The following is a 25,773-nucleotide window of genomic DNA, read 5'->3' as shown; positions in this document are numbered from 1 at the left end:
AATAGAGGGAAACCAATACAGTTTATTCGCGCCTGTCACCTGATATACTCGCAGGCCTGAATAAAAAAGGAGTAATAGCGTCCATGAATGCCGAAAAACCGCCGGTGGCAAACGTCGATCGTGACGAAATCGCCAAATTTGAAGCCGTCGCCTCACGCTGGTGGGACCTGGAAGGTGAATTTAAACCTCTGCACCGCATCAATCCGCTGCGCCTGGGCTACATCGCCAGCCGCGCCGAGGGTTTGTTTGGCAAAAAGGTGCTGGACGTCGGCTGCGGCGGCGGGATCCTTGCCGAAAGCATGGCGCGCGAAGGCGCGACCGTCACCGGGCTGGATATGGGGTTCGAACCGCTCCAGGTGGCGCGACTGCACGCGCTGGAAACCGGTATTCAGGTCGACTACGTTCAGGAAACCGTGGAGGCCCATGCGGCGCAGCATCCGCATCAGTATGACGTGGTGACCTGCATGGAAATGCTTGAGCACGTCCCGGATCCGGAGTCAGTAGTGAAAGCCTGCGCGCAGCTGGTAAAACCCGGCGGCCACGTCTTTTTCTCGACGCTGAACCGCAACGGCAAGTCGTGGCTGATGGCGGTCGTCGGCGCAGAGTACATCCTGCGCATGGTGCCGAAAGGTACGCATGACGTGAAGAAGTTCATTAAGCCAGCCGAACTGCTGGGCTGGGTCGACCGCACCGTGCTGCGCGAACAGCATATGACGGGCCTGCACTACAATCCTCTGACCGACCGCTTTAAGCTCGCGCCGGGGGTTGATGTTAATTATATGTTGCATACTAAGGCCAAAAACGACTAACGTCATAGAATATTCTTATAAAGATTGCGCGGCATTCTGCTGCGCAATTCCCCACTGCGTTGAAGAAATCAGCACTCGATCAAATTTTCATTTTTTTTCTTCGAATATTGACAATCCGTCCAGGCCTTATGGTACGTGGACTTAGCGTTTATTACGCTTTGGCAACCTCAATTTAACGTCAAAATCAACCCTTGTACTCAAAAGAATCCTTACTAGAATACTCACCATATAGCGTCTAACTTATCAAACAACCCCTACATATAGTATTTATCCACAGAGTTAGTCACAACGGTGTCCTGTGGATAAACGGGGGATATTTTTCTTTTCACGGACAGGTAAAAGCACATGAATCAGAGTCTGCTGGTGACAAAGCGTGATGGCCGGACTGAGCGCATCAATCTCGACAAAATTCATCGAGTGCTGGATTGGGCGGCTGAGGGGCTGAACAACGTTTCCATTTCTCAGGTTGAACTGCGTTCGCATATTCAGTTCTATGACGGCATCAAAACCGCCGACATCCATGAGACCATCATCAAAGCCGCCGCGGACCTGATTTCCCGCGAAGCGCCTGACTATCAGTACCTGGCCGCGCGCCTGGCGATTTTCCACCTGCGTAAAAAAGCTTACGGCCAGTTTGAGCCGCCGGCGCTGTACGACCACGTGGTTAAAATGGTTGAGCTCGGCAAATACGATAATCATCTGCTGGAAGACTACACGGAAGAAGAGTTCAAGCAGATGGATGGTTTTATCGACCACTGGCGCGATATGAACTTCTCCTACGCGGCGGTGAAGCAGCTGGAAGGTAAATACCTGGTCCAGAACCGCGTTACCGGCGAAATCTACGAGAGCGCGCAGTTCCTCTATATTCTGGTCGCCGCATGCCTGTTCTCCAACTACCCGCGTGAGACCCGTCTGGACTACGTTAAGCGTTTCTATGACGCGGTATCGACGTTCAAAATTTCGCTGCCGACGCCTATTATGTCCGGCGTGCGTACCCCAACCCGCCAGTTCAGCTCCTGCGTGCTGATCGAGTGCGGCGACAGCCTGGACTCCATCAACGCCACCTCCAGCGCCATTGTGAAATACGTTTCGCAGCGTGCCGGTATCGGCATCAACGCGGGCCGTATCCGCGCGCTGGGCAGCCCGATTCGCGGCGGCGAGGCGTTCCACACCGGCTGTATCCCGTTCTATAAGCATTTCCAGACCGCGGTGAAGTCCTGCTCCCAGGGCGGCGTACGCGGCGGCGCGGCGACGCTCTTCTACCCGATGTGGCATCTGGAAGTTGAAAGCCTGCTGGTGCTGAAAAACAACCGCGGCACCGACGCTAACCGCGTTCGCCACATGGACTACGGCGTGCAGATCAACAAGCTGATGTACACCCGCCTGCTGAAAGGCGAAGACATCACCCTGTTCAGCCCGTCGGACGTCCCGGGGCTGTACGACGCGTTCTTCGCCGACCAGGACGAGTTCGAGCGTCTGTACACCAAATACGAGCAGGATACCAGCATCCGTCAGCAGCGCATCAAGGCCGTCGAGCTGTTCTCGCTGATGATGCAGGAGCGCGCCTCTACGGGCCGTATCTATATTCAGAACGTTGACCACTGCAACACCCACAGCCCGTTCGACCCGGCGGTAGCGCCGGTGCGTCAGTCCAACCTGTGCCTGGAAATCGCGCTGCCGACCAAACCGCTGGAAGACGTTAACGACGAAAGCGGCGAAATTGCGCTGTGTACGCTGTCGGCGTTCAACCTTGGCGCCATCTCTGGCCTCGACGAGCTCGAAGATCTGGCGGTGCTGGCGGTTCGCGCGCTGGATGCGCTGCTGGATTATCAGGACTACCCGATCCCGGCGGCGAAACGCGGCGCGATGGGCCGTCGTACCCTGGGCATCGGCGTGATTAACTTCGCCTACTATCTGGCGAAGCACGGCAAACGCTACTCCGACGGCAGCGCCAACAACCTGACGCACAAAACGTTTGAAGCAATTCAGTACTATCTGCTGAAAGCCTCCAACGAGCTGGCGAAAGAGCAAGGCGCGTGCCCGTGGTTTAACGAAACCACCTACGCCAAAGGCATCATGCCGATCGACACCTACAAGAAAGATCTGGATGCCGTGGTTAACGAGCCGCTGCACTACGACTGGGACGGACTGCGTGAAGCCATCAAAACCCACGGGCTGCGCAACTCCACGCTGTCCGCGCTGATGCCGTCTGAGACCTCGTCGCAGATCTCCAACGCCACCAACGGCATTGAGCCGCCGCGCGGCCACGTCAGCATCAAGGCGTCGAAAGACGGTATTCTGCGCCAGGTGGTGCCGGATTATGAAAACCTGCAGAACGCCTACGAGCTGCTGTGGGAAATGCCGAGCAACGACGGCTATCTGCAGCTGGTCGGCATTATGCAGAAATTTATCGATCAGTCGATTTCCGCCAACACCAACTACGATCCGACGCGCTTCCCGTCAGGAAAAGTGCCGATGCAGCAGCTGCTGAAAGATCTGCTCAACGCCTATAAATTTGGCGTGAAGACGCTGTACTATCACAACACCCGTGATGGCGCAGAAGACGCGCAGGACGATCTGGCGCCGTCCATTCAGGACGACGGCTGCGAAAGCGGCGCATGTAAGATTTAAGTACTTCGCCGGGTGGCGCTACGCTTACCCGGCCTACGGTTTTGTAGGCCCGGCAAACGCAGTGCCGCCGGGCAATAAAATCTCAACAGGACTCACCTCAATGGCATACACCACTTTTTCACAGACGAAAAACGACCAGCTCAAAGAGCCGATGTTCTTCGGCCAGCCGGTCAACGTGGCGCGCTACGATCAGCAAAAATATGACATTTTCGAAAAGCTGATCGAGAAACAGCTTTCCTTCTTCTGGCGTCCGGAAGAGGTTGACGTTTCCCGCGACCGCATTGACTACCAGGCGCTGCCTGAGCATGAAAAGCATATTTTCATCAGCAACCTGAAGTACCAGACGCTGCTGGACTCCATTCAGGGCCGCAGCCCGAACGTTGCCCTGCTGCCGCTGATTTCGATTCCGGAGCTGGAAACCTGGGTGGAAACCTGGGCGTTCTCCGAGACCATCCATTCCCGTTCCTATACCCATATCATCCGCAATATCGTAAACGATCCGGCGACGGTGTTTGACGATATCGTGACCAACGAGCAGATCCAAAAACGCGCGGAAGGCATCTCGCAGTATTACGATACGCTGATCGAGCTGACCAGCTACTGGCATCTGCTGGGCGAAGGGACGCACAGCGTTAACGGTAAAACCATCACCGTTAATCTGCGCGATCTGAAGAAGAAGCTGTATCTGTGCCTGATGAGCGTCAACGCGCTGGAGGCGATCCGCTTCTACGTGAGCTTCGCCTGCTCCTTCGCCTTCGCTGAACGCAAGCTGATGGAAGGCAACGCGAAAATTATTCGTCTTATCGCCCGCGACGAAGCCCTGCATCTGACCGGCACCCAGCACATGCTGAACCTGCTGCGCTCCGGCTCTGATGACCCGGAGATGGCGGAGATCGCCGAAGAGTGCAAACAGGAGTGCTATGACCTGTTCGTCCAGGCGGCGCAGCAGGAAAAAGAGTGGGCGGATTACCTGTTCCGCGACGGCTCGATGATCGGCCTGAACAAAGACATTCTGTGCCAGTACGTCGAGTACATCACCAACATCCGCATGCAGGCCGTGGGGCTCGATCTGCCGTTCCAGACGCGCTCTAACCCGATTCCGTGGATCAACACCTGGCTTGTCTCCGACAACGTCCAGGTGGCGCCGCAGGAAGTGGAGGTCAGCTCCTACCTGGTCGGCCAGATCGATGCGGAAGTCGATACTGACGACCTGAGCAGCTTCCAGCTCTGATGAGCCGCGTTACCCTTCGCCTCTCCGGCACGCAGGTATTGTGCCGGGAAGAGCACCCGTCGCTGCTGGCGGCGCTGGAATCGCATAACATCGAGGTGGAATACCAGTGCCGCGAAGGCTACTGCGGTTCCTGCCGCTGCCGACTGGTGACAGGACAGGTGGACTGGCTGACCGAGCCGCTGGCCTTTATCAATGACGGGGAAATTTTGCCCTGCTGCTGCAGGGCAAAAGGCGATATAGAGATCGACATATAATCTTCAGACTGACTCACGTTGCATTTAGCCCGCTAAACCTCAACACTCGCACCTTGTCCTGCGCAAAAATGACCACCAGCGCCAGCCTAGTGCACTTCATGCGCGGATACAAACCTGACGGTACCGCGTTTTTTCATCTGAACCACATATAAAACGCCCGCAAACACCACTAGCACAGCGCCCACCAGATAGATTGCCCGATACCCTACACCTCCCACCATCAGGCCCATAATAAAGGCACCGAGAGCCAGTCCTGCGTCCATAGCATTAAAAAATAGCGAATTCGCCACGCCCATTTTATGCGGCGCCACTGAACTGATAATCTGCGTCTGAAAAATCGGAGTAACAGATCCGTAGCCAATACCGATCAGCGCGCCGGAGACGATCATCATCACGCTACCGTGGGCGTATCCCAACACAATTAAACCGAGGGTAAAGGCCAGCAGACAGGGGTACACCACATATTTGGGACCCTTTTTATCACAGACATTCCCCGTAAAGGCCCGGCAAACCATCAGACATATGGCATAACACAGCAGAAAATTACTCGCTGCCGCCAATAGCCCCAGCTCCCGCGCATAAAGGGCCAAAAAGGCGGAAACGCCAGCATACGAAAAGGTCATGAAAAATGTCACCGTCGCAAACGGCAGCGCTGCGCGATCGAACATCGCAGCAAAACCGAATTTAGGTTTTGAGCCATCGGCATGGCGAATGATAGGCGGTACTTTCACAATCAACGCGAGTAAAATGCCAAGGGCTGCAACGGCCGTACACAGCCAGAATGCCGGAATAAATGCACCATGCCGCGCCATGTTCAAGCCAATCCATGGCCCGACAACCATCGCCAGCCCCATCGCCAGAGAGAAAAAACTGATGCCTTCTCCACGTCGGGAGGCCGGTATTAACCGCGCGGAAATCGTCCCTTTCACCGTCGTTATCACACCGAAGGTAATACCATGAAGCACTCGTACACACAGCAGCACTTCAACGGAATGACATAAAGGATACAGCGCGGTAATGACCAAAAAGGCCAGAGAAGAAAGCATCAGAATCCATTTATTCGAATATTTTCCCACCCACTGCCCGGCGAAAGGGCGAATGATAATGGCGGCAATCAAAAAAAACGTCACCAACAGCCCGGCCTGGTCGGCTGCGGCATGTAAATTATCGGCAATATAGAGTGGAAGGAGCGTTAACAGAACGTAAAAGACAAAAAAGATGATGAAGCTAATTATCGTAATTGCCCAAAAGTCCTTAGTCCATAATTTTTCTTTCATTGAAAACAACCTGTTGGTACAGCGCGAGCAATTATTTACTAAAAATATAAAGAAAACAAAACTCATAATTCATATAAATAATAACGCACACTTTTTTGTAATTTAGCACGAAGAGAAGAGTATCCTGCGCTCAGGCATTAGTAAAATTACTCATTTTAATCTTATCAATTAGTGATTACTTATGACATTAACACAAATCAGCGTCCTGCTCGCCGTGGTCGATTCCGGTAGTTTTACCGTCGCAGGCAAGCAACGCTTTATGAGCCAATCCGCCGTCAGCCAGGCGATTGCGGCGCTGGAAGAGGAATTAGGCATCCCTCTTTTGCAACGAGAACGCCGCAAAGAGGCCTGCCTGACACCCGTCGGGGAGCGCATTGTGACCAGAATGCGGGCCATTCTTCATGAGGTCAACGCGGTGAAAGAACTGGCCGAACAGGAAAAGCGCTTGCCTGCGCGCCAGTTGCGGGTCGGGAGCTTTCCCAGCGTTTGCGCCAGCATTCTGCCCTATGTGGTACGTTATTTTGAAATGCATCATCCGCAGGTAAAAATAATTCCACACGAAGCAAATAGCGCTGAAATCATCGACGCGGTACGCTCACAACAGCTGGATGCCGGATTTGTCCATTTTCCGGTACGGGAAATGTACTCATTTCCGGTTTATAAGGATAAGTTCACCGCCGTAGTCCCTGATAATCACCTCTTCTCTCAGCGTACATCCCTTCAATTAGAGGATTTATTTGAAGAAGCGCTAATTATTAGCAAAGGACGTTATGAGATGAGCATTATGTCGTTATTTGCAGAGCAGAATATCACCCCAAAAATAAAATATGAATTTGACCACCCGACAACAGCGATGAGTTTTATTCATCAGGGTCTTGGAATCGCATTGCTGCCTGAATTAACGCTTAAAACGCTGGCCCAACCGTTACGCTCAGTAGCCCTTGAGCCTGCGTTTTACCGTCACATTTCGCTTATCGCCAGCGAACCGCCTGTGGAAGGCAGCCCGCTGGCGCTGCTTGAAGAGTGTCTGCGCCAACTCACGCAAACCGTGTTGCGCTAACCGGATAAGCGATTAGCGGTATTCACCCTTTTTTTGCATGAACTGCACCGCTTTGTCCGGGAAATCGGTAAACAGTCCGTCCACGCCCGCCTGGTTATACAATACGTCGTAAAGCTGATTCACATCCGTGGCATATTCCGGCAGCTTATCGGCGCGCACGGTATACGGGTGCACCTGCATCTTGCTGGCGTGCGCCTCCTTCACCATATCCGTCAGCGTGATGTGTCCCGGCGTCGACCCTTCGGTCACCAGCATGTGGTAGTCCGGCCCGACACCGTCGGCGTACTGGGCGATTTGCTTCATCGCACCCGGTTTGAACATCCAGTCGTAGCTGTAATTTACCCACGTACCGTCAGGACGTTTCTCCTGGGTTTCATTCCAGTCGGTATAGGCGATAAGCTGTACCAGGTTGAGGTTCATGCCCATCTTCGGTTCGAGATCATTTTTGATGCGCTTGAGCTCGTTGACGTCAAAGCACTGTAAATAGACACGATCCGACTTGCTGGTGTAACCGTATTTTTTCAGCACCTCCAGTGTTTTCGCGGCAATGTCTTTGCCTTCCTGATGGTGGAACCACGGCGCTTTAATTTCAGGATAGATACCGATATTTTTCCCCGTCGAATGGTTCAGTCCCTGAACAAATTCAATTTCCTCTTCAAAGGTATGAATGCGGAAATCAGATTTACCCATCGGGAATCGGCCAGGGAACGTCTGCACCTTTTTGCCGTTTTCAATCTCAAAGCCTTCGGTAAACTTCAGCGAACGGATTTCGTCGAGCGTAAAATCGATGGCGTAGAAACGCCCGTCCTTACGGGCGTGGTCTGGAAAACGTTCCGCGACGTCGGTGACCCGGTCAAGATAGTGATCGTGCAAGACGACCAGCCGGTCATCCTTCGTCATCACCAGATCCTGCTCCAGATAGTCCGCTCCCTGCGCATAAGCCATGGCCTTCGCCGGTAGCGTATGTTCCGGTAGATAACCGCTGGCGCCGCGATGCGCAATAACGATTTTATCCGTCGCCAGCGCCTGGCTTGCCAGGGCGCCTGCCAGCAGCAGGCCGGTTGCGATTCGGGTCAATGTGCTTTTCATTTCTGCGCTCCTTCCTGACGTTTTGCCAGCACTTCCGCGTGGTGGCGTTTTTCGCCAAACATCACGACCACCAGCAGCAGTACCGCCAGAATGCTGCCGCCGATCATCACCATGAAGCCGCCGTCCCAGCCGAAGAAGTCGACGGTGTAGCCGACAATGGCGCTGGCCGCGACGGAACCGCCGAGGTAGCCGAACAGCCCGGTAAACCCGGCGGCGGTCCCGGCCGCTTTCTTCGGCGCCAGCTCAAGCGCGTGCAGGCCAATCAGCATCACCGGTCCGTAGATAAGGAAGCCGATCACTATCATACAAATCATATCGACCGTCGGGTTGCCCGGCGGGTTGAGCCAGTAAACGATGGTGGCAATCGTGACCAGGGTCATAAAGAAGACCCCCGTCGCACCGCGGTTGCCCCTGAACACTTTGTCCGACATCCAACCGCAAATCAGCGTCCCCGGGATCCCGGCATATTCGTACAGGAAATAGGCCCAGGAGGATTTATCCAGCGCGAAGTGCTTCACCTCTTTGAGGTAGGTCGGCGACCAGTCGAGAATGCCGTAGCGCAGCAGATAAACGAAAACGTTCGCCACGGCGATATACCACAGCAGCTTGTTGGGCAGTATGTACTGCATGAAGATCTGTTTTGCCGTCAGCTCCTCTTCATGCTTCGCGTTGTAATCATCCGGATAGTCGTTTTTGTACTCTTCAATCGGCGGCAGGCCGCAGGACTGCGGGGTATCGCGCATCAGCGCGAAAGCGAAAATCGCCACCAGAATGGCGCCAAAGGCCGGCATATAGAGCGCCGCATGCCAGTCATTAAACCAGGCCATCCCGAGCAGGAACAGCAGCGGCGGGATGCCGCCGCCCACGTTATGCGCGCAGTTCCACACCGAAACGATGCCGCCGCGCTCCTTCTGCGACCACCAGTGAACCATGGTGCGCCCGCACGGCGGCCACCCCATGCCCTGGAACCAGCCGCAGAGGAACAGCAGCACAAACATCACCATGATGCTTGATGTCGCCCACGGCACGAAGCCCATAAACAACATCACTAGCGCCGCCATGATCAGGCCCGCGGGCAGGAAAATGCGCGGATTCGAGCGGTCGGACACCGAGCCCATGATGAATTTCGAAAAGCCGTAGGCGATAGAAATCCCGGACAGCGCAAAGCCTAAATCGCCGCGGGAGAACCCCTGCTCAACGAGGTAAGGCATTGCCAGCGCAAAGTTTTTACGCACCAGATAATAGGCCGCATAGCCAAAAAAGATCCCGAGGAAAATTTGCCAGCGCAAACGCTTATAGAGGGGGTCTATTTCTGCGTCCGGCAACCGCGCTTTATGGGGTGCAGGTTTGAAAATACTCAACATATTCAGCCTCCGTGGCCACAGGTATTAACCGTCGTCTTAACGACGACATCAAATAAACTTCCGATTTCTCATATTAAGGGCGGGATGGTAGGGAAATGGTTGCTCTCATACTGTGAAACATCGCACAGAATGTTACAGATTTATGACAATGTGTTCCATAGTGAGCACGAAATCACGTTTCATTTTCCATTTATGCGCGAATATGCTCGAAATCAAACAATCCATACGATTTATATGGCTAAATGGAAGAAAACGAAAATAGAGGGAATGTCATGACCTTCAGCCAGAAACATGAAAGCGATGTGATTATTATCGGCGGCGGTGCGACCGGCGCGGGCATTGCCCGCGATTGCGCGCTGCGGGGGCTCAGCGTCATTCTTGTTGAACGTGATGACATTGCCACCGGCGCGACCGGACGTAACCACGGCCTGCTGCACAGCGGCGCGCGCTATGCCGTGACCGACGGCGAATCCGCCCGGGAATGTATCGCGGAAAACCAGATCCTCAAGCGCATCGCCCGCCACTGCATCGAACCCACCGACGGCCTGTTTATCACCCTGCCGGAAGACAGCATGGCCTGGCAAAGCCAGTTCATTGACGCCTGCCGGAACGCCGGTATCAGCGCGGAACCGCTGACGGCGCAGGAGGCGCTGCGTCTTGAACCGTCCGTTAACCCGTCGCTGCTGGGCGCGGTCAGGGTGCCGGACGGCACCGTTGATCCCTTCCGCCTGACGGCCGCCAACATGCTGGACGCCCGCGAACATGGCGCCACCATCCTCACCGGCTGCGAAGTCACCGGCCTTATCCGCCAGAAGGACCGCGTCGTCGGCGTGACGGTTTTCGACAGAACCCACGGCGAGCAAAAAGATCTCTACGCACAGATGGTGGTCAACGCGGGCGGAATCTGGGGCCAGCGCATCGCGGAATATGCCGATCTGCGTATTCGTATGTTCCCGGCGAAAGGGTCGCTGCTGATTTTCGATCACCGCATCAACCGGCACGTCATCAACCGCTGCCGCAAACCGGCGGATGCCGATATTCTGGTGCCCGGCGACACTATTTCACTTATTGGCACTACCTCCACCCATATTGACTATCGCGATATCGATGATAACCGGGTGACGGCGGCGGAGGTCGACACGCTGCTGCGCGAAGGCGAGAAGCTGTCGCCCATCATGGCGCAGACGCGGATTTTACGCGCCTACTGCGGCGTTCGCCCTCTGGTCGCCAGCGACGACGACCCCAGCGGCCGCAACGTCAGCCGCGGAATTGTGCTGCTTGACCACGCGGAGCGCGACGGGCTGGAAGGCTTTATCACCATTACCGGCGGAAAGCTGATGACCTACCGCCTGATGGCCGAGTGGGCCACCGATGCGGTCTGCCGCAAGCTTGACCATGCCGCGACCTGTTCGACGGCCGACACGCCGCTGCCGGGGTCCCGGGAGCCGACGGAAAAAACGCTGCATAAGGTTATCTCATTACCGGCGCCGCTGCGGGGCTCCGCCGTGTATCGCCACGGCGACAGAACGCCCGCCTGGCTCGGCGATACCCGCCTGCACCGCAGTCTGGTGTGCGAATGTGAAGCCGTAACGGCGGGCGAAGTACAGTACGCGGTTGAGAATCTGGCGGTGAAGAACCTGCTAGACCTGCGGCGCAGAACCCGCGTCGGCATGGGCACCTGCCAGGGCGAGCTGTGCGCCTGCCGCGCCGCGGCCCTGCTCAACCGCTACCAGGTCACCACGCCGGCGCAGTCGTTGAATCAACTCTCGGAATTTCTTAACGAGCGCTGGAAAGGCGTCCAGCCGATCGCGTGGGGGGATGCGCTGCGTGAAAGCGAATTTACCCGCTGGGTATGGCAGGGGTTATGCGGATTAGAAAAGGAGTATCCACATGAACTTTGATACGGTCATCATCGGCGGCGGGCTTGCGGGCCTGGTATGCGGCCTGGCGTTACAGCAGCACGGGCAGCGCTGCGCGATAATCAGCCGCGGCCAGAGCGCGCTGCACTTCTCTTCCGGCTCGCTGGATCTGCTAAGCCATCTGCCCGACGGCCGCCAGGTCAGCGATGTTGTTCAAAGCCTCGCCGAGCTGCCTCGCCAGGCGCCGCAGCACCCCTATTCCCGGCTTGGGGCCGAGCAGGTTCTGCGCTATGCCCGCGATGCGGAACAGCTGCTACGACAGTGCAACGCCCGCATGAAAGGGGTCGTAGAGTCGACGCATTCGCGCCTGACGCCGCTGGGCACAAGGCGGCTGGCATGGCTAAGCCCGCAGGAGGTCCCGGTCGCCGAGCAGCTGGCGCCGCGCGTTGGCGTTATCGGCATCAGCGGATTCCCGGATTTCCAGCCTCAGCTGGCGGTCGCCTCGCTCAACCACGGCGGCACCCAGGCACAGGCGGAAGATCTGGCCCTCCCGCAGCTCGACGTACTGCGCGATAACCCGTCCGAATTTCGCGCCGTTACCATTGCCCGCTTCCTTGACGATGAGGCCCAGTGGCCCGCCCTGCTCGCCGCGCTTCGCCCCGTCGCCGGACGCTACGATATGCTGCTGCTTCCCGCCTGCTTTGGCCTGCAAGACGACAGGCTCTGGCGCTGGCTGAACGAGCAGCTCCCCTGCCCGCTCTTTTTACTGCCGACGCTGCCGCCCTCCGTGCCGGGCATGCGGCTGCACAACCAGCTGCAGCGGCAGTTCGTGAAGACGGGCGGCACCTGGTTTGCCGGCGATGAGGTCGTGCAGGTCGATGAAGAGGATCGGCATATTCGCGCCATCCGCACCCGCAATCACGGGGATATTCAGCTGCGCACGCGCTTTGCGGTGCTGGCCAGCGGCAGCTTCTTCAGCAACGGGCTGATCGCCAGCCGCGACGGTATTCAGGAGCCGGTACTCGGTCTCGACGTCATGCAGTCCACCTCCCGCGACGACTGGTATAAGGCCGACTTTTTCTCTCCCCAGCCCTGGCAGCAGTTTGGGGTGATAACCGACGATACGCTGCGCCCGCAGAGAAAGGGGCAGCGCCTTCACAATCTGTTCGCCATCGGCGCGGTGCTTGGCGGCTATGACCCGATAGCGCAAGGGTGCGGCGGCGGCGTCAGCGTCGTTACCGCCCTGCACGCTGCCCACCAGATAGCCGAATGCGCAGGAGATCAGTGATGAACGATACCCGTTTTGAAAGCTGCATCAAATGTACGGTGTGCACTACCGCCTGCCCGGTGAGCCGCGTCAACCCGCGCTATCCCGGCCCGAAACAGGCCGGTCCCGACGGCGAGCGCCTGCGTCTGAAAGACGGCGCGCTGTACGACGAGGCGCTGAAATACTGCATTAACTGCAAGCGCTGCGAGGTCGCCTGCCCGTCCGATGTGAAGATTGGCGATATCATCCAGCGGGCGCGGGCGGACTACAGTACCGCCAGGCCGACCCTGCGCGACGCTATCCTCAGCCACACCGACCTGATGGGAACGCTGTCCACGCCGTTTGCGCCGGTAATCAATGCCACAACCGGTCTGAAACCAGTGCGCCAGCTGCTGGACTTTGCGCTGAAAATCGACCACCGCCGCACGCTGCCGAAATACGGCTTCGGCACCTTTCGCCGCTGGTATCGCAGCGTAGCGGCGCAGCAGGCGCAGTTTCCGCAGCAGGTGGCGTATTTCCACGGCTGCTATGTGAATTACAACAACCCGCAGTTGGGCAAGGACCTGATTCGCGTCCTGAACGCAATGGGTATCGGCGTACAGCTGCTGGAGAAAGAAAAATGCTGCGGCGTACCGCTGATTGCCAATGGCTTTATAGACAAAGCCCGCAAGCAGGCGCAGAGCAATACCGCCGCGATCCGCACCGCCGTGGAGGAGAAAAAGCTGCCGGTGATCGCCACGTCATCAACCTGCGCCTTCACGCTGCGCGATGAGTATCCGCACCTGCTGGATGTCGATAACGCCGGACTGCGCGACAATATTGAGCTTGTCACCCGCTGGCTATGGCGACAGCTGGACGCCGGGAAGACGCTGCCGATGCGCCGGATGCCGATGAAGGTGGTCTATCACACCCCGTGCCATATGGAAAAAATGGGCTGGGCGATTTATACGCTGGAGCTGCTGCGCAAAATCCCCGAGCTGGAGGTTATCGTTCTGGATTCTCAGTGCTGCGGTATTGCCGGTACCTACGGCTTTAAATCCGAAAATTACCCCACCTCTCAGGCCATCGGCGCGCCGCTGTTCCGCCAGATTGAAGAGAGCGGCGCTGACATGGTGATAACCGACTGCGAAACCTGCAAATGGCAGATTGAGATGTCCACCAGCCTGAGCTGTGAACACCCCATTACGCTGTTAGCACGAGCGCTAAGTTAACGTTACCGCCCGGTGGCGCGATGCTTACCGGGCCCCTGTTTCGAAAGCAGGCCGGATAAGCCCAGCGCCATCCGGCGTTGACTTAATAACTACTTTTCACACTCTTCCCGGGCGAGACCGGCTTAAACATCGCCAACCTGCGATCCAGCGCTTCCGTATACAGCATGGTATCGACGCCTACGGCGACAAAATTCGCCCCCCATTGCAGACATTTTTGCGCCATCGCCGGATCGACCGCGAGAAAACCGGCCGCTTTTCCGGCATCGCGGATGCGGCGAATGCTCTCTTCGATGATCCTCTGCACTTCCGGGTGCCCGGCGTTATCCGGATACCCCAGGGAAGCCGAGAGATCCGCCGGACCAATAAAGACGCCGTCTATACCTTCAACCTCCAGGATCGCATCCAGATTATCCAGCGCCGTTTTGCTCTCGACCTGCACCAGCAGGCAGAGTGACTCATTGGCCAGCGCCATATAATTGCTGATGCGCCCCCAGCGCGCCGCACGCGCCACGCTGGCGCCGACGCCGCGCTCGCCAAGCGGGGGATAACGAGTGGCAGAGACCACCTGACGGGCCTGCTCTGCGCTGTCGACCATAGGGATCAGCAGCGTCTTCGCGCCAATATCCAGCGCCTGCTTAATCAATGCCTTACTGCCTTCAACAGGACGAACCACCGGCTGGCTGGCATAGGGCGCTATCGCCTGAAGCTGGCGATAAAGATCCTGCACCGTATTTGGCGCATGTTCACCATCAATCAACAACCAGTCATAGCCCGAGGTTGCCGCAATCTCGGCCATATAGGAGGTGGTCGAACTGAGCCACAGGCCGATCTGGACTTCCCCTTTGCGTAATCCTTCTTTGAAGGGGTTTGCTAACAATGCGTTCATAGCGATCCTTACAACGTAGATAAGATTAGTGATGCGCAGCGCCCGTTGGTGAAACCGCGCGGTTCACGCTCAGCGTGAGGATAATCAGCGAACCGAGAATGGCGACCCCGGACAGAGTCAGCAGACCTGCCGCATCGCTGGCAAACAACGTTTCGGCCTTCACGCGCAGGATGGGGGCAATAAAGCCGCCTACGGCGCCAAACAGGTTCACGAAGCCAATCCCCGCGGCCAGCGCCGTCCCCGAGAGCAGCTGGGTCGGCATGGTCCAGAACACCGGCTGTACGGCGATAAAACCAACGGCCGCCACGCACAGCGCCACGATCGCCAGTACTGGTGAAACCAGCCCGGACAGACCAATACCAATCCCTGCTGCCAGCAGCGTCAGCGCGGCAACATTACGCCGCTCGCCGGTACGATCGGAGTAACGCGGAATTAGCCAGGTGCCAAACAGCGCCGCTACCCACGGAATCGCCGTCACGACCGAAGCGGTAAAACCCACTTTGGTGCCGAGCAGCGCGGCAACCTGGGTAGGCAGGAAGAAGATCAGCCCATATACCGCCACCTGAATCGTCAGATAGACAATCGCCAGCTGCCAGACCCGGCCATTACGCAGCGCATCCGACAGGCGCGAAGTGACCTTTGTCTCTTCTTCGCTCGCCAGCTGACTGATGAGCGCCGCCTTTTCATCACGGGTGAGAAAACGCGCCTGCTGCGGCGTGTCATCAAGCCAGAAGAAGGTGAAAACGCCCGCGCCTACCGCCAGTAAACCTTCGATAACGAACATCCAGAACCACCCCGGATGGCCCATAAAACCGTGCATCTCCAGCAGCGCGCCTGAAAGCGGCGAACCCAGCGTCAATGCCAGCGGCGCTCCCATATAAAACAGCCCCATGATGCTGGCGCGGTTGCGCTGTGGAAACCACTGCGACGTCAGGTAGATCATGCCTGGGAAGAAGCCCGCCTCAGCGGCGCCCAGTAGGGTGCGGACGATCAGGAATTTCGCCTCGGTATCCGCCCACGCCATCGCCGCAGAGAGGAATCCCCACAGCAATGTAGTGGCGCCAATCCAGGTTCTGGCGCCAAATTTACGCATCAACAGGTTGGCGGGTACGCCCAGAAAGGCATAAACCACAAAGAAAATCCCGGCCCCCAGCGCATAAGCTTCATTGCTCAGGCCGGTATCAATCTGATAGGTCTCTTTGGCAAAACCGATGTTCGAACGGTCAAGAAACGCCAGCACATACAGCGCTAACATGAATGGAATCAAACGGGCGCGGTTTTTCTTCACCACGTCATCAAGTAAATGAGTACTCATCGCAAGCTCCTCAACGAAATGAGGGCGCTGCCATTACACCGGCAACGCACAGGTCATTAGTGGCTGTAAGGGCGTTTCAGATTGCAGTCACGGTTAAGCTCGACGCCAAATCCTGGTTTATCAAGAACTGACTTATGAATACGGCCATTGACCGGCACTGGCTCATCCAGCAGGATGGGGTCAAACTGCGGACGCATCGTTGAACAATCCGGGCTGGTCATCAGGAACTCGCTGAACGGCGTGTTGGTGAAGGTAATCACCGCATGGTGCGAGTAGACCGATGAGCCATGTGGCACCACCAGTTGCCCACGCGATTTGGCGATGGCGGCGATCTCCACCAGCGTGGTTAGCCCGCCGCACCAGCCAACGTCCGGCTGCATAATGTCAATACCGGTTTCTGACAGCGTGCGGAAGGACTGCAGCGTCCCGTGATGTTCACCGCTGGTCACCATCATGCCCGCTGGCGCGTTACGTTTCAGTTCACGGTAGCCTTCATACTGCTGCGGCGGCAGACACTCTTCGATCCACTTCAGATTGTACGGCGCGCAGGCATGGGCCAGCTTAGTGGCGTAGTTCACGTCCTGGCTCATCCAGCAATCGAGCATTAGCCAGAAGTCCGGACCGCACTTCTCGCGCATATCAGCCACCATGGCAGCATCTTTGCGGATCCCCGCGTCCCCGTCGTGCGGCCCCCAGTGGGTTGGCATTTTTCCGCCGATAAACCCCATCTCTTGCGCCAGATCCGGACGTGCGCCGGTGGCATAAAACTGAATCTCATCGCGCACCGCGCCACCCAGCAGTTTGTAGACCGGCAACCCAACCACTTTGCCAAACAGATCCCATAGCGCCAGATCCACGCAGGAGATGGTGTTCATGACCAGACCACCGGAGCCAGAGTAGTACATCGTTGCGCCCAGCATCTGATCGTGAATGAGCTTAATATCGCTAACGCATTTCCCTTCGATAAAACGATTGAGATGCTTTTCCACAATAAAGCAGCCCATCTCCCCTGCCGTGGAAACGGCAAAACCGGTCTGTCCGTTGTCGGCTTCCACTTCAACAATCAGCGTCCCTAGCACATTGATGCCGAAAGACTGGCGCGACTGTTCATATTCACGGTATTTACTCATCGGCGTGGCAATGTGATCGTCAATCCAGTGGTTGGCGCCCTGATCGTGATAATCGCCGCCGCCAGCCCCTTTATCCGCCGTAGCGCCGCCGGTAAACCAGGCGCGAACGTGTTTAATTTTGGGTAGAGTCATGATGTTCTCCTTTTTATGATGCGAGTGAGTCGAAGGGGCTTTTCCATCCCAGCAGACGTGAAATATCTTTGGCGCAGGCAATGGCTTTACCCGCCAGATAGTCACGGTTCTCTTCGTTGATTTGTAAACGGGTGCCGACCACCGAAATGGCAGCGGTTAAACTGTTGCTGGCGTTAAAAACCGGTGCCGCAACGCAGCGAACATCGGGATAATCTTCACCATTATCGAAGCTCCATCCACGTTGACGGATCCGTTCCAGCTCACCCTCTAACTGCTGTGGACTGGTAATGGTGGTGGGTGTTGCCTGTTCCCATGTCAATTGTTCAATAATGGATTTACGTACGGCTGCCGGCTGCCACGCCAGCAGGCATTTGCCGATACCAGAGCGGTACAGCGAAAGGCTTTTACCTTCATGAGAACGCACGCTGATAGTGGAGAGAGATTCCACCTTCAGGATGTAATACGCGTTTTCGTGGTCGATAATCCCCAGATGGCAGAGCAACCCGCTCTCATCCATGAGCTTTGTCAGACGCGGCCGCGCCAGTTCACGTAAATCCATCTTGCTCAGCGCATGCCCCGACAGCTCGACCAGCTTGGTCCACAGACAGTAGTTTTCCTGGTGATCGATACTGATAAAACGCTGACGCTTCAGTTCACTTAGCAACAGATAGGCGGTACTTTTGGGAATACCCAGCGTTTCAATGATCGTGACGGCGCTACAGGGGCCAATACGCGCAATGAGGTTAAGAATATCGATCGCCCTGGTGAGGGCAGGCACTTTACTTGATTCCAACATACTGGACTCCAGTCTGAGATACTGGAATCAGTGTGATCGGCTCACGAAGGTGAAATTGTGAAGTCCGTCAAATCCGCCCATTCTTCCAGAGTTCTGGAGAAAGAACGGGCAGAATTGAGAAATAAATCACGGATTTTTTTGCGTGGAGTACAACAGGTTGGACTGATAGCGGGAAGATCAGGAGATCTTCCCGCTAAAGGCTATAACGTCAGCGACTCGACGACGTTAATCCAGCCGTGCTCGCTGGCGAGCGGTTTTCCGGCCAGCCAGCGACGCAGGATATTCAGCGCCATCATGGCGCAAACCTCCTGACGGACCTGCAGGCTGTGGCGGGTGGCGCTGAAGGTCACCCGCAGGGCGTATGTGCCCTGCGGCGTGGACAGCGCGAAGTTCAGACAATCGTCCTCGAACCCGCTTACTGCCAGCGCCAGTCCGGCGAAATGCTTCCCCCGGCGCTCGGCGGTCCAGTGGGCCGTCTGCGCCAGCGTCTCCTCCTGGGAAGGCACCACTTCGCTTGCCAGCAGCGGTGCGCCCGCCCGCGACAGCTGTAGCGCAATCAGCCCGGCGGTAAACTGCTCGCTCAGCGTCAGACCGAGTTTTCTTTCCTGAAGCGCAGCCGCCAGTTGCGCCGGTAATCCCTGAGTGCCTTCAAAAATCAGACTTTCGCCCGCCACGCGCTGCACCTCCGGCCACAGCCTGCGCATCGCTTCGCTTTCAGAGGCCGGTCCGGTCAGCTTCAGCTCAATAATCGGCATCGAGGAGCGATAACCCATGGTCACGCCCGGCGGTAACGTCAGGTGATCCAGGCTTTGCGCCAGATCGCTCTCAGAGCGCCCAAACGTAGTCAGCCGCAGGCACAACGGCGGCTCCGGTAGGGTAAAGCGCGCGCGCAGGCGCGGCAGAATCTGCTGTTCCACCATCACTTTAAACTCGGAGGGCACGCCGGGAGTGAAGAACATCAGGCAACGGTTGAGCTGTACGGCGAACCCGCAGGCGGTGCCCACCGGGTTATCGATAAACTCCGCGCTGGCGGGAATTTCCGCCTGCTTGCGGTTACTCGGCGCCATCACCCGCCCACGCTCGCTGAAGAAGCGCTCCATTTGGGCGAGCCACGGCTCATGCAGCGTCAGCGCTTCCCCTTTCGCGGTCGCCGCCGCCAGCGCGCTGAGGTCGTCGCTGGTCGGTCCCAGTCCGCCGTTGACGATAATGACGTCGGCGTGCTGGCTGCGCTCGCGCAGAATAGCCACTAAATCATCAAGATTATCGCCGACGGTGTTGCGTCGGGATAACGGTAATCCCTGATTAAAAAAGAAATCGGCAAGCCACGCGGCATTGGTATCAATAATTTGCCCGTGCAGAACTTCATCGCCAGTGGACAGCATCTCCACGTTTATCATCGTTTTCTCCAGCCTAAGAGGACGATGTACTATACACAAAATAGCTGACGCTGTTGCAATGTTCAGGAGGCCAGTCTGTTCAGCGGCCAGGGCAGCGATTCGCGGTACGCTTTGCGACTCCGCCGATATATTATATTGCCTCATATTGGTGAGCTATATTTTTACCTGTTGATTACAATGGCTATTTGGCAATTACTTAATTGCAAGTAAAAATCATTAGTCACCGCCCATACTACGAAAAATTCATGAGTATTTAAAAGCTCATAAAATTAGCAACATAAAATAATTTACAAAAATAATTAAAATATATTCGCATGGAATCAGCTCATTATAGGTAACAATAAAAAATACCGTATCGAGATCTGTATCACAGTTCAACGACAAAGAAAAAAAAGCACATCCAATATTTCCTGTTTGCCTCTATAAATTTTTAGGTGGGAAACGACTCCCCACGATAATCACCAAACAACATGTCAAGAGAATCATATCGTTCTTGTCTTAACATCAAGATATATTTAATTACATTAGAGGTGTTTTATGAATCCTGAGCACAATAAAGGCAAAGCTGTTGCGGAGTTTGATTCAAAGAGCAGCGCCGAAGTCGTTAAAACCAAAATGGTCGAATGCACCACACGCTTTAAATTTTATCTTCCGAAGGTGGAAAATAATACAGTTGTATTTGGCTTTGGTATTGAAAGTAATTGTGTTGATGCGCCTCGCGACTTTAAAGATTTATTTAATTCATGGCTCAACAGAAAAGATGCCGACTTCGCATCCGGTGGTTCATGTAAAAATGTAGACATTATTCAATGCGGTGCGCCACGGAGTTTGGCCGAGCTGGAGCCCCACGAATTACAAGGCGATACATACACCGTGTATGTCGTCAACAAATCGGCAAGTAAAGAAACATTTTGGCTATTCCTTGATAAGCCACAGCAATTAAATGTTGGCTCTACGATCTATGCAAATTCGGCAGCCAATCTGACCATTGCCGCCAACTCAGATCCGGAAGCTAAATTTGGTATCCCTGTTCAATATAAATTGGGCGCAAAATCAACTAACGATGCTGTTGGTTTAAACGTAGTTGTCTCTACATCGCAATTAAAAAATGTCAATATGGGCGACGACTGGAAGGCCACTTTCTATGATGGCCCGGAACATCAGGCTCCGGACCTGGATAAATCAGACGGCCCTGTCAATCCAAATGAAATTGGGTATTCTGACAATCCATTTAACCCTGATAAAGTTATATTAAACGAATGGTATCCAAGCCAAACCTTTGGTATCGAAACGAAAAATGGTTTTGTGGGAATGACCTGGAGCGCCAGACCTAATAAAGCTGTGGCCATCGCGCCAAAACTTAAATTCTTTGTTACTACAGGAGATTTTTCGTCAAATACTCTGGCAGACTATACCACGGTATCTAATAGCGCCCAGGCCATTGAGCTTTCTGATTTTCTGGGATACGCGGTAACCGTAACGTATACCAGTGAGGGTGAATGGATACTGAAAAAAGGACGCCCGTCGTAGGGTATCATTGCGACCCACAGTGAGCGCTCTAAAATGCGCAGCCCGCTTCAGGCTGCGCTTTTTTTTCGCCTGTGTCAGCTGTCAGCGACGCCGACCAGGCCATCAGCAGGCGCGCAGGCTCAGAAGCTGGCGGAAACGCCGACATAAGGGCCGTCGGCAATGGTGTTATCACGATTGCCGTCTTTACCCGCCAGGTTCAGGTAACGATAACCGGCCTCAATGCTGATCGGGCGCATGATGGTCCAGCGACCACCGGCATTGGCTTCTTCATAGCTTTCGATACCGCTGGAGAGTGAATCCGGAGAGTAGTAGTACTCGCCGAACAGGCGGAAGCTGTCGCCGATTTTCCACTGCAGACCGCCGCCCACCGCGGCCGCATAGCCGCTGTCGCCGTTTTTCGGATCGGTGTAAACGCCTTTACCGCCAACGGTGGCGATAAACGGTCCCAGCGGGATGTTAAGGCCAAGACCCAGACCGGCGACGTCGCCGTCGTTATCGCTGTGCGTCCAGTTACCGCTGAGCGCAAGGCCCGTGCTCTCCGTTCCAAAACCGACGCCCAGGTTGGTGTAATGCTCACCTGCCTGGCCGCTGACGCTAATCGCGTTTGCCGCTGCGGATACCAACATCAGCCCGGACAAACCTAACAATACGCTTTTTTTCATTTTTTAACGTTCCAGCAAACACAAATTAATAAAAGACCCAAAACGGCAAAATTGTACTGCCGTTTCTCGTGGAATCAATGCTCAATTGCGACATTCAGATACAGGATTGTAACCAGTTACTACGCGGCAACGCCATGATTCATTGAATATTTACAGTCATGGATGTTGGTAATTGTTGTAATTTATGGGTTATATATTGCTTATATAAATAGATACCCAAATTTTACACAACCAGAAACCGGACGCTGACCCGTAAGCCGCCCAGACTCTGGCTACGCATCAGCTGCGGATGGGTACGGTGCAGACGCGCAATGTCATTAACCAGCGCAAGGCCAATGCCCGCGCCCGCGACATCGCCCGCATTGTCGAGCCGCTGAAAAGGCTGTAGCGCCTGATTTATCAGCGCGTCATCAATGCCTGGCCCGCTGTCCTCAACCTCCAGCAGCACGGCATCCCTCTCCCGCCGCAGGCTGACCGTCACCGTGCCACGGCGCGGCGTATACTTCAGCGCGTTGTCGAGCAGATTCGCGCACAGCTCGCTCAGCAACAGGGCATCCCCCGCCACCGGTACGCTCGCCTGCTCTCCTTCATAACCCAGATCAATGTGTTTGCTTCTGGCCTGCGTCAGGCGGGAGAAGCAGCTCTGCTGGACGATATCGAGAAGATCGACCGGCGAAAACTGGCGCTCCCCTTGTTCCTGGCGCTTCACGGCGGAGAGCTGCAGCAGACGTTCCGTCAGTTGGATAGTGTTATCAAGGGTGTGGCTCATCGCCTCCAGGCTCTCTCGCCAGGCCTGCGGCTGAGGGCTCGTCAGCGCCACCGACGCCTGCGTTTTAAGGATCGCCAGCGGCGTTTTAAGCTGGTGCGAGGCGTCGGCGCTAAAGCGCTCCTGGCGCGAAATCAGCAGTCTCAGGCGGTCAATGTAGCGGTTAAAGGCCACGATCAGCAGCCGCGTTTCCGACCACGGCAGCAGTTCGGGGATCGGCGTCAGTACGCCCGGCTCGCGGCGTACCATGATCCCGGAAAGCTGGCGCATGGGCCGCAGCACCCGCCGCAGCAGCCACGCCGCCAGCACCAGGGTAAACAGCACCAGAAAACCCTGGGTAAACAGCGAAGACAGCAGCAGCTGGCGCGCCAGATAGCGCCGCGACTGCAGGGTTTCCGCAACGTAAATTTCTGCCATGCCGCTAATACCGCCCTCGTTAATGGGCTGCAGCAGGCGCGCGACGCGAATGGCCTCCCCGCGAAACTGGGTGTGGTAAAACCATGCCAGCGCCGGATAGAGTCTGGTTGGCGAGGTGGCGGGCGGCATCGCGGGCAAATCGTCATAACCGGAGATCACCGCGCCCGTCGGGTCGATCACCTTGTAGTACAGGCGATCGTTCATGTTGAGCTCAAAGCTGTCGAGCACCACCCACGGCACATTGACCTGCAGCCTGCCCTCACGCACCTCAAAGCGTTCGGAAATCGTTCTCGCCGAAGAGAGCAGCGTGCGATCGTAGGCCTGCGTCGCCGCCTGCAGCGCGCTGACGTAGCCGCTGAAGGACGACAGCCCCCACAGCAGCATCAGCGGCAGCCCGAGATAGAGCAGCAGCTGGGCGAACAGCGACTGCGGTTTACGCCATTTCATCGCGGCGCTCCAGCACGTAGCCTAACCCGCGCAGCGTGGTAATGCGTACGTTGCTGTCCTGCAGCTTTTTGCGTAAACGGTGGATATAAAGCTCGATACTCTCCGGGCTCACGTCGTCGCTGAGGCTGAAAACCTGTTCAAACAGCTGCTGGCGGGATACCGGCCGTAAACGCCGGTACATCAGCACCGTCAGGAGCGCGTGTTCGCGCGGCGTAAGCGCCAGGTTTTTTCCCTGCAGTAAAAAATAGCCTTCATCGTGAAACGCTAATTCGCCCAGCTGCTGCATTTCCTGCACCTGCCCTTCAGCGCGGCGCAGCAGCGCGCGCAGCCTGGCGTCGAGCTCTTCCAGCTCGAACGGTTTGGGCAAATAGTCGTCGGCGCCCGCATTCAGCCCGACCACCCGGTCGGCCACGGCGCTACGGGCGGTAAGCAGCAGGACGGGCAGCGTTTGCCCGCGCCTGCGCAGGCGCTGAACCACCTCCAGGCCGTCCAGCCCCGGCATGCCGATATCCAGCACCGCCAGCGCATATTTTTCGCTTTGCAGCAGGTGGTCAGCCGCGCGCCCGTCGCTAACGGCGTCTACGGCAAAACCGCCCTGCACAAGGGCTTTTTCCAGCCAGTGAGCCAGCTCACGGTTATCTTCCGCTAATAAGAGACGCATATCACATCCTGTAAAGTTTCTGCCGTAGTGAAAGGGAATTGAAAGGTTATTGTTTTAACAATCACGCAACTGAACCGCTACATAGCGCTTCACATAATCACAAAAAACCTCTGAATCCGATCAACAACGTCATCCCGGCGTGAGGACTGATAATGAAAAAAACGCTCCTGCAAACCGTCATCGCTACCGCACTACTGATGAGCACCGCCGCCTTCGCCGTCGAGGCGCCTGGCCGTACCGAATGTATCGCCCCCGCGAAGCCCGGCGGCGGCTTTGACCTCACCTGTAAGCTGATTCAGGTCAGCCTGCAGGAAACCGGCGCCATTGAGAAACCCATGCGCGTGACCTATATGCCCGGCGGCGTAGGCGCGGTGGCCTATAACGCCATCGTCGCCCAGCGTCCGGCGGAAGCGGGTACCGTTGTCGCCTTCTCCGGCGGCTCTCTGCTGAACCTGTCGCAGGGCAAGTTCGGCCGTTATGGCGTCGATGATGTGCGCTGGCTGGCAAGCGTCGGCACCGACTACGGCATGATCGCGGTCCGCGCGGACTCGCCGTGGAAATCGCTGAAAGACCTGCTTACCGCCATGGAAAAAGATCCTAACAGCGTGGTGATTGGCGCAGGCGCCTCCATCGGCAGCCAGGACTGGATGAAAGCGGCCAAACTGGCGCAGCAGGCAAAAGTCGATCCGCACAAGATGCGCTATGTCGCCTTTGAGGGCGGCGGCGAGCCGGTCACGGCGCTGATGGGCAATCATGTGCAGGCGGTATCGGGCGATCTCAGCGAGATGGTGCCCTACCTGCAGGGAGACAAAATCCGCGTCCTGGCGGTATTTGCTGAAAACCGCCTGCCGGGCCAGTTAGCCAACGTGCCAACCGCCAAAGAGCAGGGCTACGACCTCGTATGGCCGATTATCCGCGGGTTCTACCTCGGTCCGAAGGTCAGCGACGACGAGTACAACTGGTGGGTGGAGACCTTCCAGAAGCTCCAGCAGACCGACGAATTCAAGAAACAGCGCGAGCTGCGCGGCCTGTTTGAATTCAACATGAACGGTAAAGCCCTTGATGAATACGTCAAGAAGCAGGTGACCGACTACCGCGAGCAGGCCAAAAGCTTCGGCCTGGCGAAGTGATCCCGGAGGCCAACATGAGCGATCGTATTTTTGCCGGGATCTGGCTGTTGCTGTGCGTTGGCGGCCTGATGGTCGCCTGGCAAATTCACAGCGAATACAGCTACGAACCCGTCGGCCCCCGCCCGTTTCCGGTGGGGATCCTGGGCCTGATGCTGTTTTGCTCCGTCGCGCTGCTGCTGCGTAAACCCGATGCGGTGCAGTGGCCGCACCGCCGCGTGCTGCAGCGCTTACTGGTGATGGTTATCGTGCTGTTGATGTACGCCTGGGGGTTCGAATGGCTCGGTTTCCCGCTGGCGACCGCAGTCCTCACCGCCATCATCGGCACCCTGTTTGGCGCCACGATCCCTGCCGCCGGTATGTCCGGCGCGGCGATGGGTATTTTGCTGTGGTACGCCTTCGACCGTCTGCTTGACGTCACCCTGCCGCTGGGTGCCTGGCTGAACTAACGGAGA

General features: G+C 56.3%; 22 protein-coding genes. 11 read left to right on the top strand and 11 right to left on the bottom strand.

The genetic code is table 11. The features are described from left to right. The first annotated feature begins 83 nt into the window (after positions 1-83). The 4 genes from ubiG to yfaE all read left to right on the top strand — a co-directional run bounded on the left by ubiG (position 84) and on the right by yfaE (position 4,925). Positions 84-809, top strand: a complete 726-nt coding sequence (gene ubiG, locus ENTCL_RS07410; protein WP_013365491.1) for a bifunctional 2-polyprenyl-6-hydroxyphenol methylase/3-demethylubiquinol 3-O-methyltransferase UbiG — start codon at positions 84-86, stop codon at positions 807-809. A gap of 345 nt (positions 810-1,154) precedes the next feature. Next, a complete protein-coding gene (gene nrdA, locus ENTCL_RS07405) occupies positions 1,155-3,440 on the top strand; it encodes a class 1a ribonucleoside-diphosphate reductase subunit alpha (RefSeq protein ID WP_013365490.1) in 2,286 nt (761 codons plus the stop codon). 100 nt (positions 3,441-3,540) lie between these two features. Then, a complete protein-coding gene (gene nrdB / locus ENTCL_RS07400; protein ID WP_013365489.1) occupies positions 3,541-4,671 on the top strand; it encodes a class Ia ribonucleoside-diphosphate reductase subunit beta in 1,131 nt (376 codons plus the stop codon). Beyond that, on the top strand, positions 4,671-4,925 hold the full coding sequence (gene yfaE / locus ENTCL_RS07395) for a class I ribonucleotide reductase maintenance protein YfaE (protein WP_013365488.1): 255 nt from the start codon (positions 4,671-4,673) through the stop codon (positions 4,923-4,925). The genes nrdB and yfaE overlap by 1 nt, the downstream gene beginning before the upstream one ends. Before the next feature lie 86 nt (positions 4,926-5,011). Here yfaE and ENTCL_RS07390 read toward each other — a convergent pair whose 3' ends face one another. After that, entirely contained in the window at positions 5,012-6,202 is a 1,191-nt protein-coding gene (locus ENTCL_RS07390; RefSeq protein WP_013365487.1) for an MFS transporter, read from the bottom strand. Between the two features lie 181 nt (positions 6,203-6,383). On the opposite strand from ENTCL_RS07390, the gene ENTCL_RS07385 reads away from it, so the two are divergent. Then, a complete protein-coding gene (locus tag ENTCL_RS07385; protein ID WP_013365486.1) occupies positions 6,384-7,262 on the top strand; it encodes a LysR family transcriptional regulator in 879 nt (292 codons plus the stop codon). A 12-nt stretch (positions 7,263-7,274) separates the two neighbouring features. Here the strand turns inward: ENTCL_RS07385 and glpQ are convergent, their stop codons facing one another. Beyond that, positions 7,275-8,351, bottom strand: a complete 1,077-nt coding sequence (gene glpQ, locus ENTCL_RS07380) for a glycerophosphodiester phosphodiesterase (protein WP_013365485.1) — start codon at positions 8,349-8,351, stop codon at positions 7,275-7,277. Next, positions 8,348-9,715 (bottom strand): glycerol-3-phosphate transporter, encoded by a 1,368-nt coding sequence (glpT, locus tag ENTCL_RS07375; protein WP_013365484.1) that lies wholly within the window; start codon positions 9,713-9,715, stop codon positions 8,348-8,350. Before glpT ends, glpQ begins: the two co-directional genes overlap by 4 nt. A 272-nt stretch (positions 9,716-9,987) precedes the next feature. Here glpT and glpA point away from each other — a divergent pair, with 272 nt between their 5' ends. Genes glpA through glpC form a run of 3 tightly spaced genes read left to right on the top strand, consistent with a single transcriptional unit; the run spans position 9,988 to position 14,052 of the window. After that, positions 9,988-11,616: an anaerobic glycerol-3-phosphate dehydrogenase subunit A gene (gene glpA / locus ENTCL_RS07370; protein WP_013365483.1), complete on the top strand. Its 1,629-nt coding sequence runs from the start codon at positions 9,988-9,990 to the stop codon at positions 11,614-11,616. Further along, positions 11,606-12,862, top strand: coding sequence for a glycerol-3-phosphate dehydrogenase subunit GlpB (gene glpB, locus ENTCL_RS07365; protein WP_013365482.1), 1,257 nt, complete (start codon positions 11,606-11,608; stop codon positions 12,860-12,862). Before glpA ends, glpB begins: the two co-directional genes overlap by 11 nt. Then, positions 12,862-14,052 (top strand): anaerobic glycerol-3-phosphate dehydrogenase subunit GlpC, encoded by a 1,191-nt coding sequence (gene glpC, locus ENTCL_RS07360; protein WP_013365481.1) that lies wholly within the window; start codon positions 12,862-12,864, stop codon positions 14,050-14,052. Before glpB ends, glpC begins: the two co-directional genes overlap by 1 nt. Before the next feature lie 82 nt (positions 14,053-14,134). On the opposite strand, the gene yfaU is transcribed toward glpC, so the two are convergent. The 5 genes from yfaU to ENTCL_RS07335 all read right to left on the bottom strand — a co-directional run bounded on the left by yfaU (position 14,135) and on the right by ENTCL_RS07335 (position 19,708). Continuing rightward, entirely contained in the window at positions 14,135-14,938 is an 804-nt protein-coding gene (gene yfaU, locus ENTCL_RS07355; RefSeq protein WP_013365480.1) for a 2-keto-3-deoxy-L-rhamnonate aldolase, read from the bottom strand. 25 nt (positions 14,939-14,963) lie between these two features. After that, positions 14,964-16,253 (bottom strand): MFS transporter, encoded by a 1,290-nt coding sequence (locus tag ENTCL_RS07350; protein ID WP_013365479.1) that lies wholly within the window; start codon positions 16,251-16,253, stop codon positions 14,964-14,966. 56 nt (positions 16,254-16,309) lie between these two features. Beyond that, on the bottom strand, positions 16,310-17,515 hold the full coding sequence (gene rhmD / locus ENTCL_RS07345) for an L-rhamnonate dehydratase (RefSeq protein WP_013365478.1): 1,206 nt from the start codon (positions 17,513-17,515) through the stop codon (positions 16,310-16,312). 13 nt (positions 17,516-17,528) lie between these two features. Beyond that, positions 17,529-18,311: an IclR family transcriptional regulator gene (locus ENTCL_RS07340; RefSeq protein WP_013365477.1), complete on the bottom strand. Its 783-nt coding sequence runs from the start codon at positions 18,309-18,311 to the stop codon at positions 17,529-17,531. Positions 18,312-18,511: 200 nt separating this feature from the next. Next, positions 18,512-19,708 carry a nicotinamide mononucleotide deamidase-related protein YfaY gene (locus ENTCL_RS07335; protein WP_013365476.1) on the bottom strand — a complete coding sequence of 399 codons (1,197 nt, stop codon included), beginning with the start codon at positions 19,706-19,708 and terminating at the stop codon, positions 18,512-18,514. A gap of 537 nt (positions 19,709-20,245) precedes the next feature. Here ENTCL_RS07335 and ENTCL_RS07330 point away from each other — a divergent pair. Continuing rightward, complete coding sequence (locus ENTCL_RS07330) at positions 20,246-21,238, top strand: hypothetical protein (RefSeq protein ID WP_013365475.1); 993 nt, start codon at positions 20,246-20,248, stop codon at positions 21,236-21,238. A gap of 119 nt (positions 21,239-21,357) precedes the next feature. Here ENTCL_RS07330 and ENTCL_RS07325 read toward each other — a convergent pair whose 3' ends face one another. The 3 genes from ENTCL_RS07325 to tctD all read right to left on the bottom strand — a co-directional run bounded on the left by ENTCL_RS07325 (position 21,358) and on the right by tctD (position 24,191). Then, the gene (locus tag ENTCL_RS07325) at positions 21,358-21,900 is read right to left on the bottom strand and encodes a YfaZ family outer membrane protein (RefSeq protein WP_013365474.1); all 543 of its coding nucleotides are present in this window, start codon (positions 21,898-21,900) and stop codon (positions 21,358-21,360) included. A 223-nt stretch (positions 21,901-22,123) separates the two neighbouring features. Then, positions 22,124-23,530 carry a sensor histidine kinase gene (locus tag ENTCL_RS07320; RefSeq protein WP_013365473.1) on the bottom strand — a complete coding sequence of 469 codons (1,407 nt, stop codon included), beginning with the start codon at positions 23,528-23,530 and terminating at the stop codon, positions 22,124-22,126. Beyond that, positions 23,517-24,191, bottom strand: a complete 675-nt coding sequence (gene tctD, locus ENTCL_RS07315) for a transcriptional regulator TctD (RefSeq protein ID WP_013365472.1) — start codon at positions 24,189-24,191, stop codon at positions 23,517-23,519. Before tctD ends, ENTCL_RS07320 begins: the two co-directional genes overlap by 14 nt. A gap of 152 nt (positions 24,192-24,343) precedes the next feature. Here tctD and ENTCL_RS07310 point away from each other — a divergent pair, with 152 nt between their 5' ends. Both ENTCL_RS07310 and ENTCL_RS07305 read left to right on the top strand, forming a co-directional pair. Continuing rightward, entirely contained in the window at positions 24,344-25,321 is a 978-nt protein-coding gene (locus ENTCL_RS07310) for a Bug family tripartite tricarboxylate transporter substrate binding protein (protein WP_013365471.1), read from the top strand. A 14-nt stretch (positions 25,322-25,335) separates the two neighbouring features. Next, positions 25,336-25,767, top strand: a complete 432-nt coding sequence (locus tag ENTCL_RS07305; protein ID WP_013365470.1) for a tripartite tricarboxylate transporter TctB family protein — start codon at positions 25,336-25,338, stop codon at positions 25,765-25,767. Positions 25,768-25,773 lie beyond the last annotated feature (6 nt).

Origin of the sequence: [Enterobacter] lignolyticus SCF1 (assembly GCF_000164865.1) — a bacterium.
GTDB classification, from domain to species: domain Bacteria; phylum Pseudomonadota; class Gammaproteobacteria; order Enterobacterales; family Enterobacteriaceae; genus Enterobacter_B; species Enterobacter_B lignolyticus.
Note: the sequence above shows the minus strand (reverse complement) of the source record. Positions and strands in the feature narration are given on the sequence as shown.

Coding starts and splice junctions, on each gene's coding strand:
- ubiG (WP_013365491.1), top strand. CDS start 84: ATGAATGCCGAAAAACCGCCGGTGGCAAACGTCGATCGTGACGAAATC.
- nrdA (WP_013365490.1), top strand. CDS start 1,155: ATGAATCAGAGTCTGCTGGTGACAAAGCGTGATGGCCGGACTGAGCGC.
- nrdB (WP_013365489.1), top strand. CDS start 3,541: ATGGCATACACCACTTTTTCACAGACGAAAAACGACCAGCTCAAAGAG.
- yfaE (WP_013365488.1), top strand. CDS start 4,671: ATGAGCCGCGTTACCCTTCGCCTCTCCGGCACGCAGGTATTGTGCCGG.
- ENTCL_RS07390 (WP_013365487.1), bottom strand. CDS start 6,202: ATGAAAGAAAAATTATGGACTAAGGACTTTTGGGCAATTACGATAATT.
- ENTCL_RS07385 (WP_013365486.1), top strand. CDS start 6,384: ATGACATTAACACAAATCAGCGTCCTGCTCGCCGTGGTCGATTCCGGT.
- glpQ (WP_013365485.1), bottom strand. CDS start 8,351: ATGAAAAGCACATTGACCCGAATCGCAACCGGCCTGCTGCTGGCAGGC.
- glpT (WP_013365484.1), bottom strand. CDS start 9,715: ATGTTGAGTATTTTCAAACCTGCACCCCATAAAGCGCGGTTGCCGGAC.
- glpA (WP_013365483.1), top strand. CDS start 9,988: ATGACCTTCAGCCAGAAACATGAAAGCGATGTGATTATTATCGGCGGC.
- glpB (WP_013365482.1), top strand. CDS start 11,606: ATGAACTTTGATACGGTCATCATCGGCGGCGGGCTTGCGGGCCTGGTA.
- glpC (WP_013365481.1), top strand. CDS start 12,862: ATGAACGATACCCGTTTTGAAAGCTGCATCAAATGTACGGTGTGCACT.
- yfaU (WP_013365480.1), bottom strand. CDS start 14,938: ATGAACGCATTGTTAGCAAACCCCTTCAAAGAAGGATTACGCAAAGGG.
- ENTCL_RS07350 (WP_013365479.1), bottom strand. CDS start 16,253: ATGAGTACTCATTTACTTGATGACGTGGTGAAGAAAAACCGCGCCCGT.
- rhmD (WP_013365478.1), bottom strand. CDS start 17,515: ATGACTCTACCCAAAATTAAACACGTTCGCGCCTGGTTTACCGGCGGC.
- ENTCL_RS07340 (WP_013365477.1), bottom strand. CDS start 18,311: ATGTTGGAATCAAGTAAAGTGCCTGCCCTCACCAGGGCGATCGATATT.
- ENTCL_RS07335 (WP_013365476.1), bottom strand. CDS start 19,708: ATGATAAACGTGGAGATGCTGTCCACTGGCGATGAAGTTCTGCACGGG.
- ENTCL_RS07330 (WP_013365475.1), top strand. CDS start 20,246: ATGAATCCTGAGCACAATAAAGGCAAAGCTGTTGCGGAGTTTGATTCA.
- ENTCL_RS07325 (WP_013365474.1), bottom strand. CDS start 21,900: ATGAAAAAAAGCGTATTGTTAGGTTTGTCCGGGCTGATGTTGGTATCC.
- ENTCL_RS07320 (WP_013365473.1), bottom strand. CDS start 23,530: ATGAAATGGCGTAAACCGCAGTCGCTGTTCGCCCAGCTGCTGCTCTAT.
- tctD (WP_013365472.1), bottom strand. CDS start 24,191: ATGCGTCTCTTATTAGCGGAAGATAACCGTGAGCTGGCTCACTGGCTG.
- ENTCL_RS07310 (WP_013365471.1), top strand. CDS start 24,344: ATGAAAAAAACGCTCCTGCAAACCGTCATCGCTACCGCACTACTGATG.
- ENTCL_RS07305 (WP_013365470.1), top strand. CDS start 25,336: ATGAGCGATCGTATTTTTGCCGGGATCTGGCTGTTGCTGTGCGTTGGC.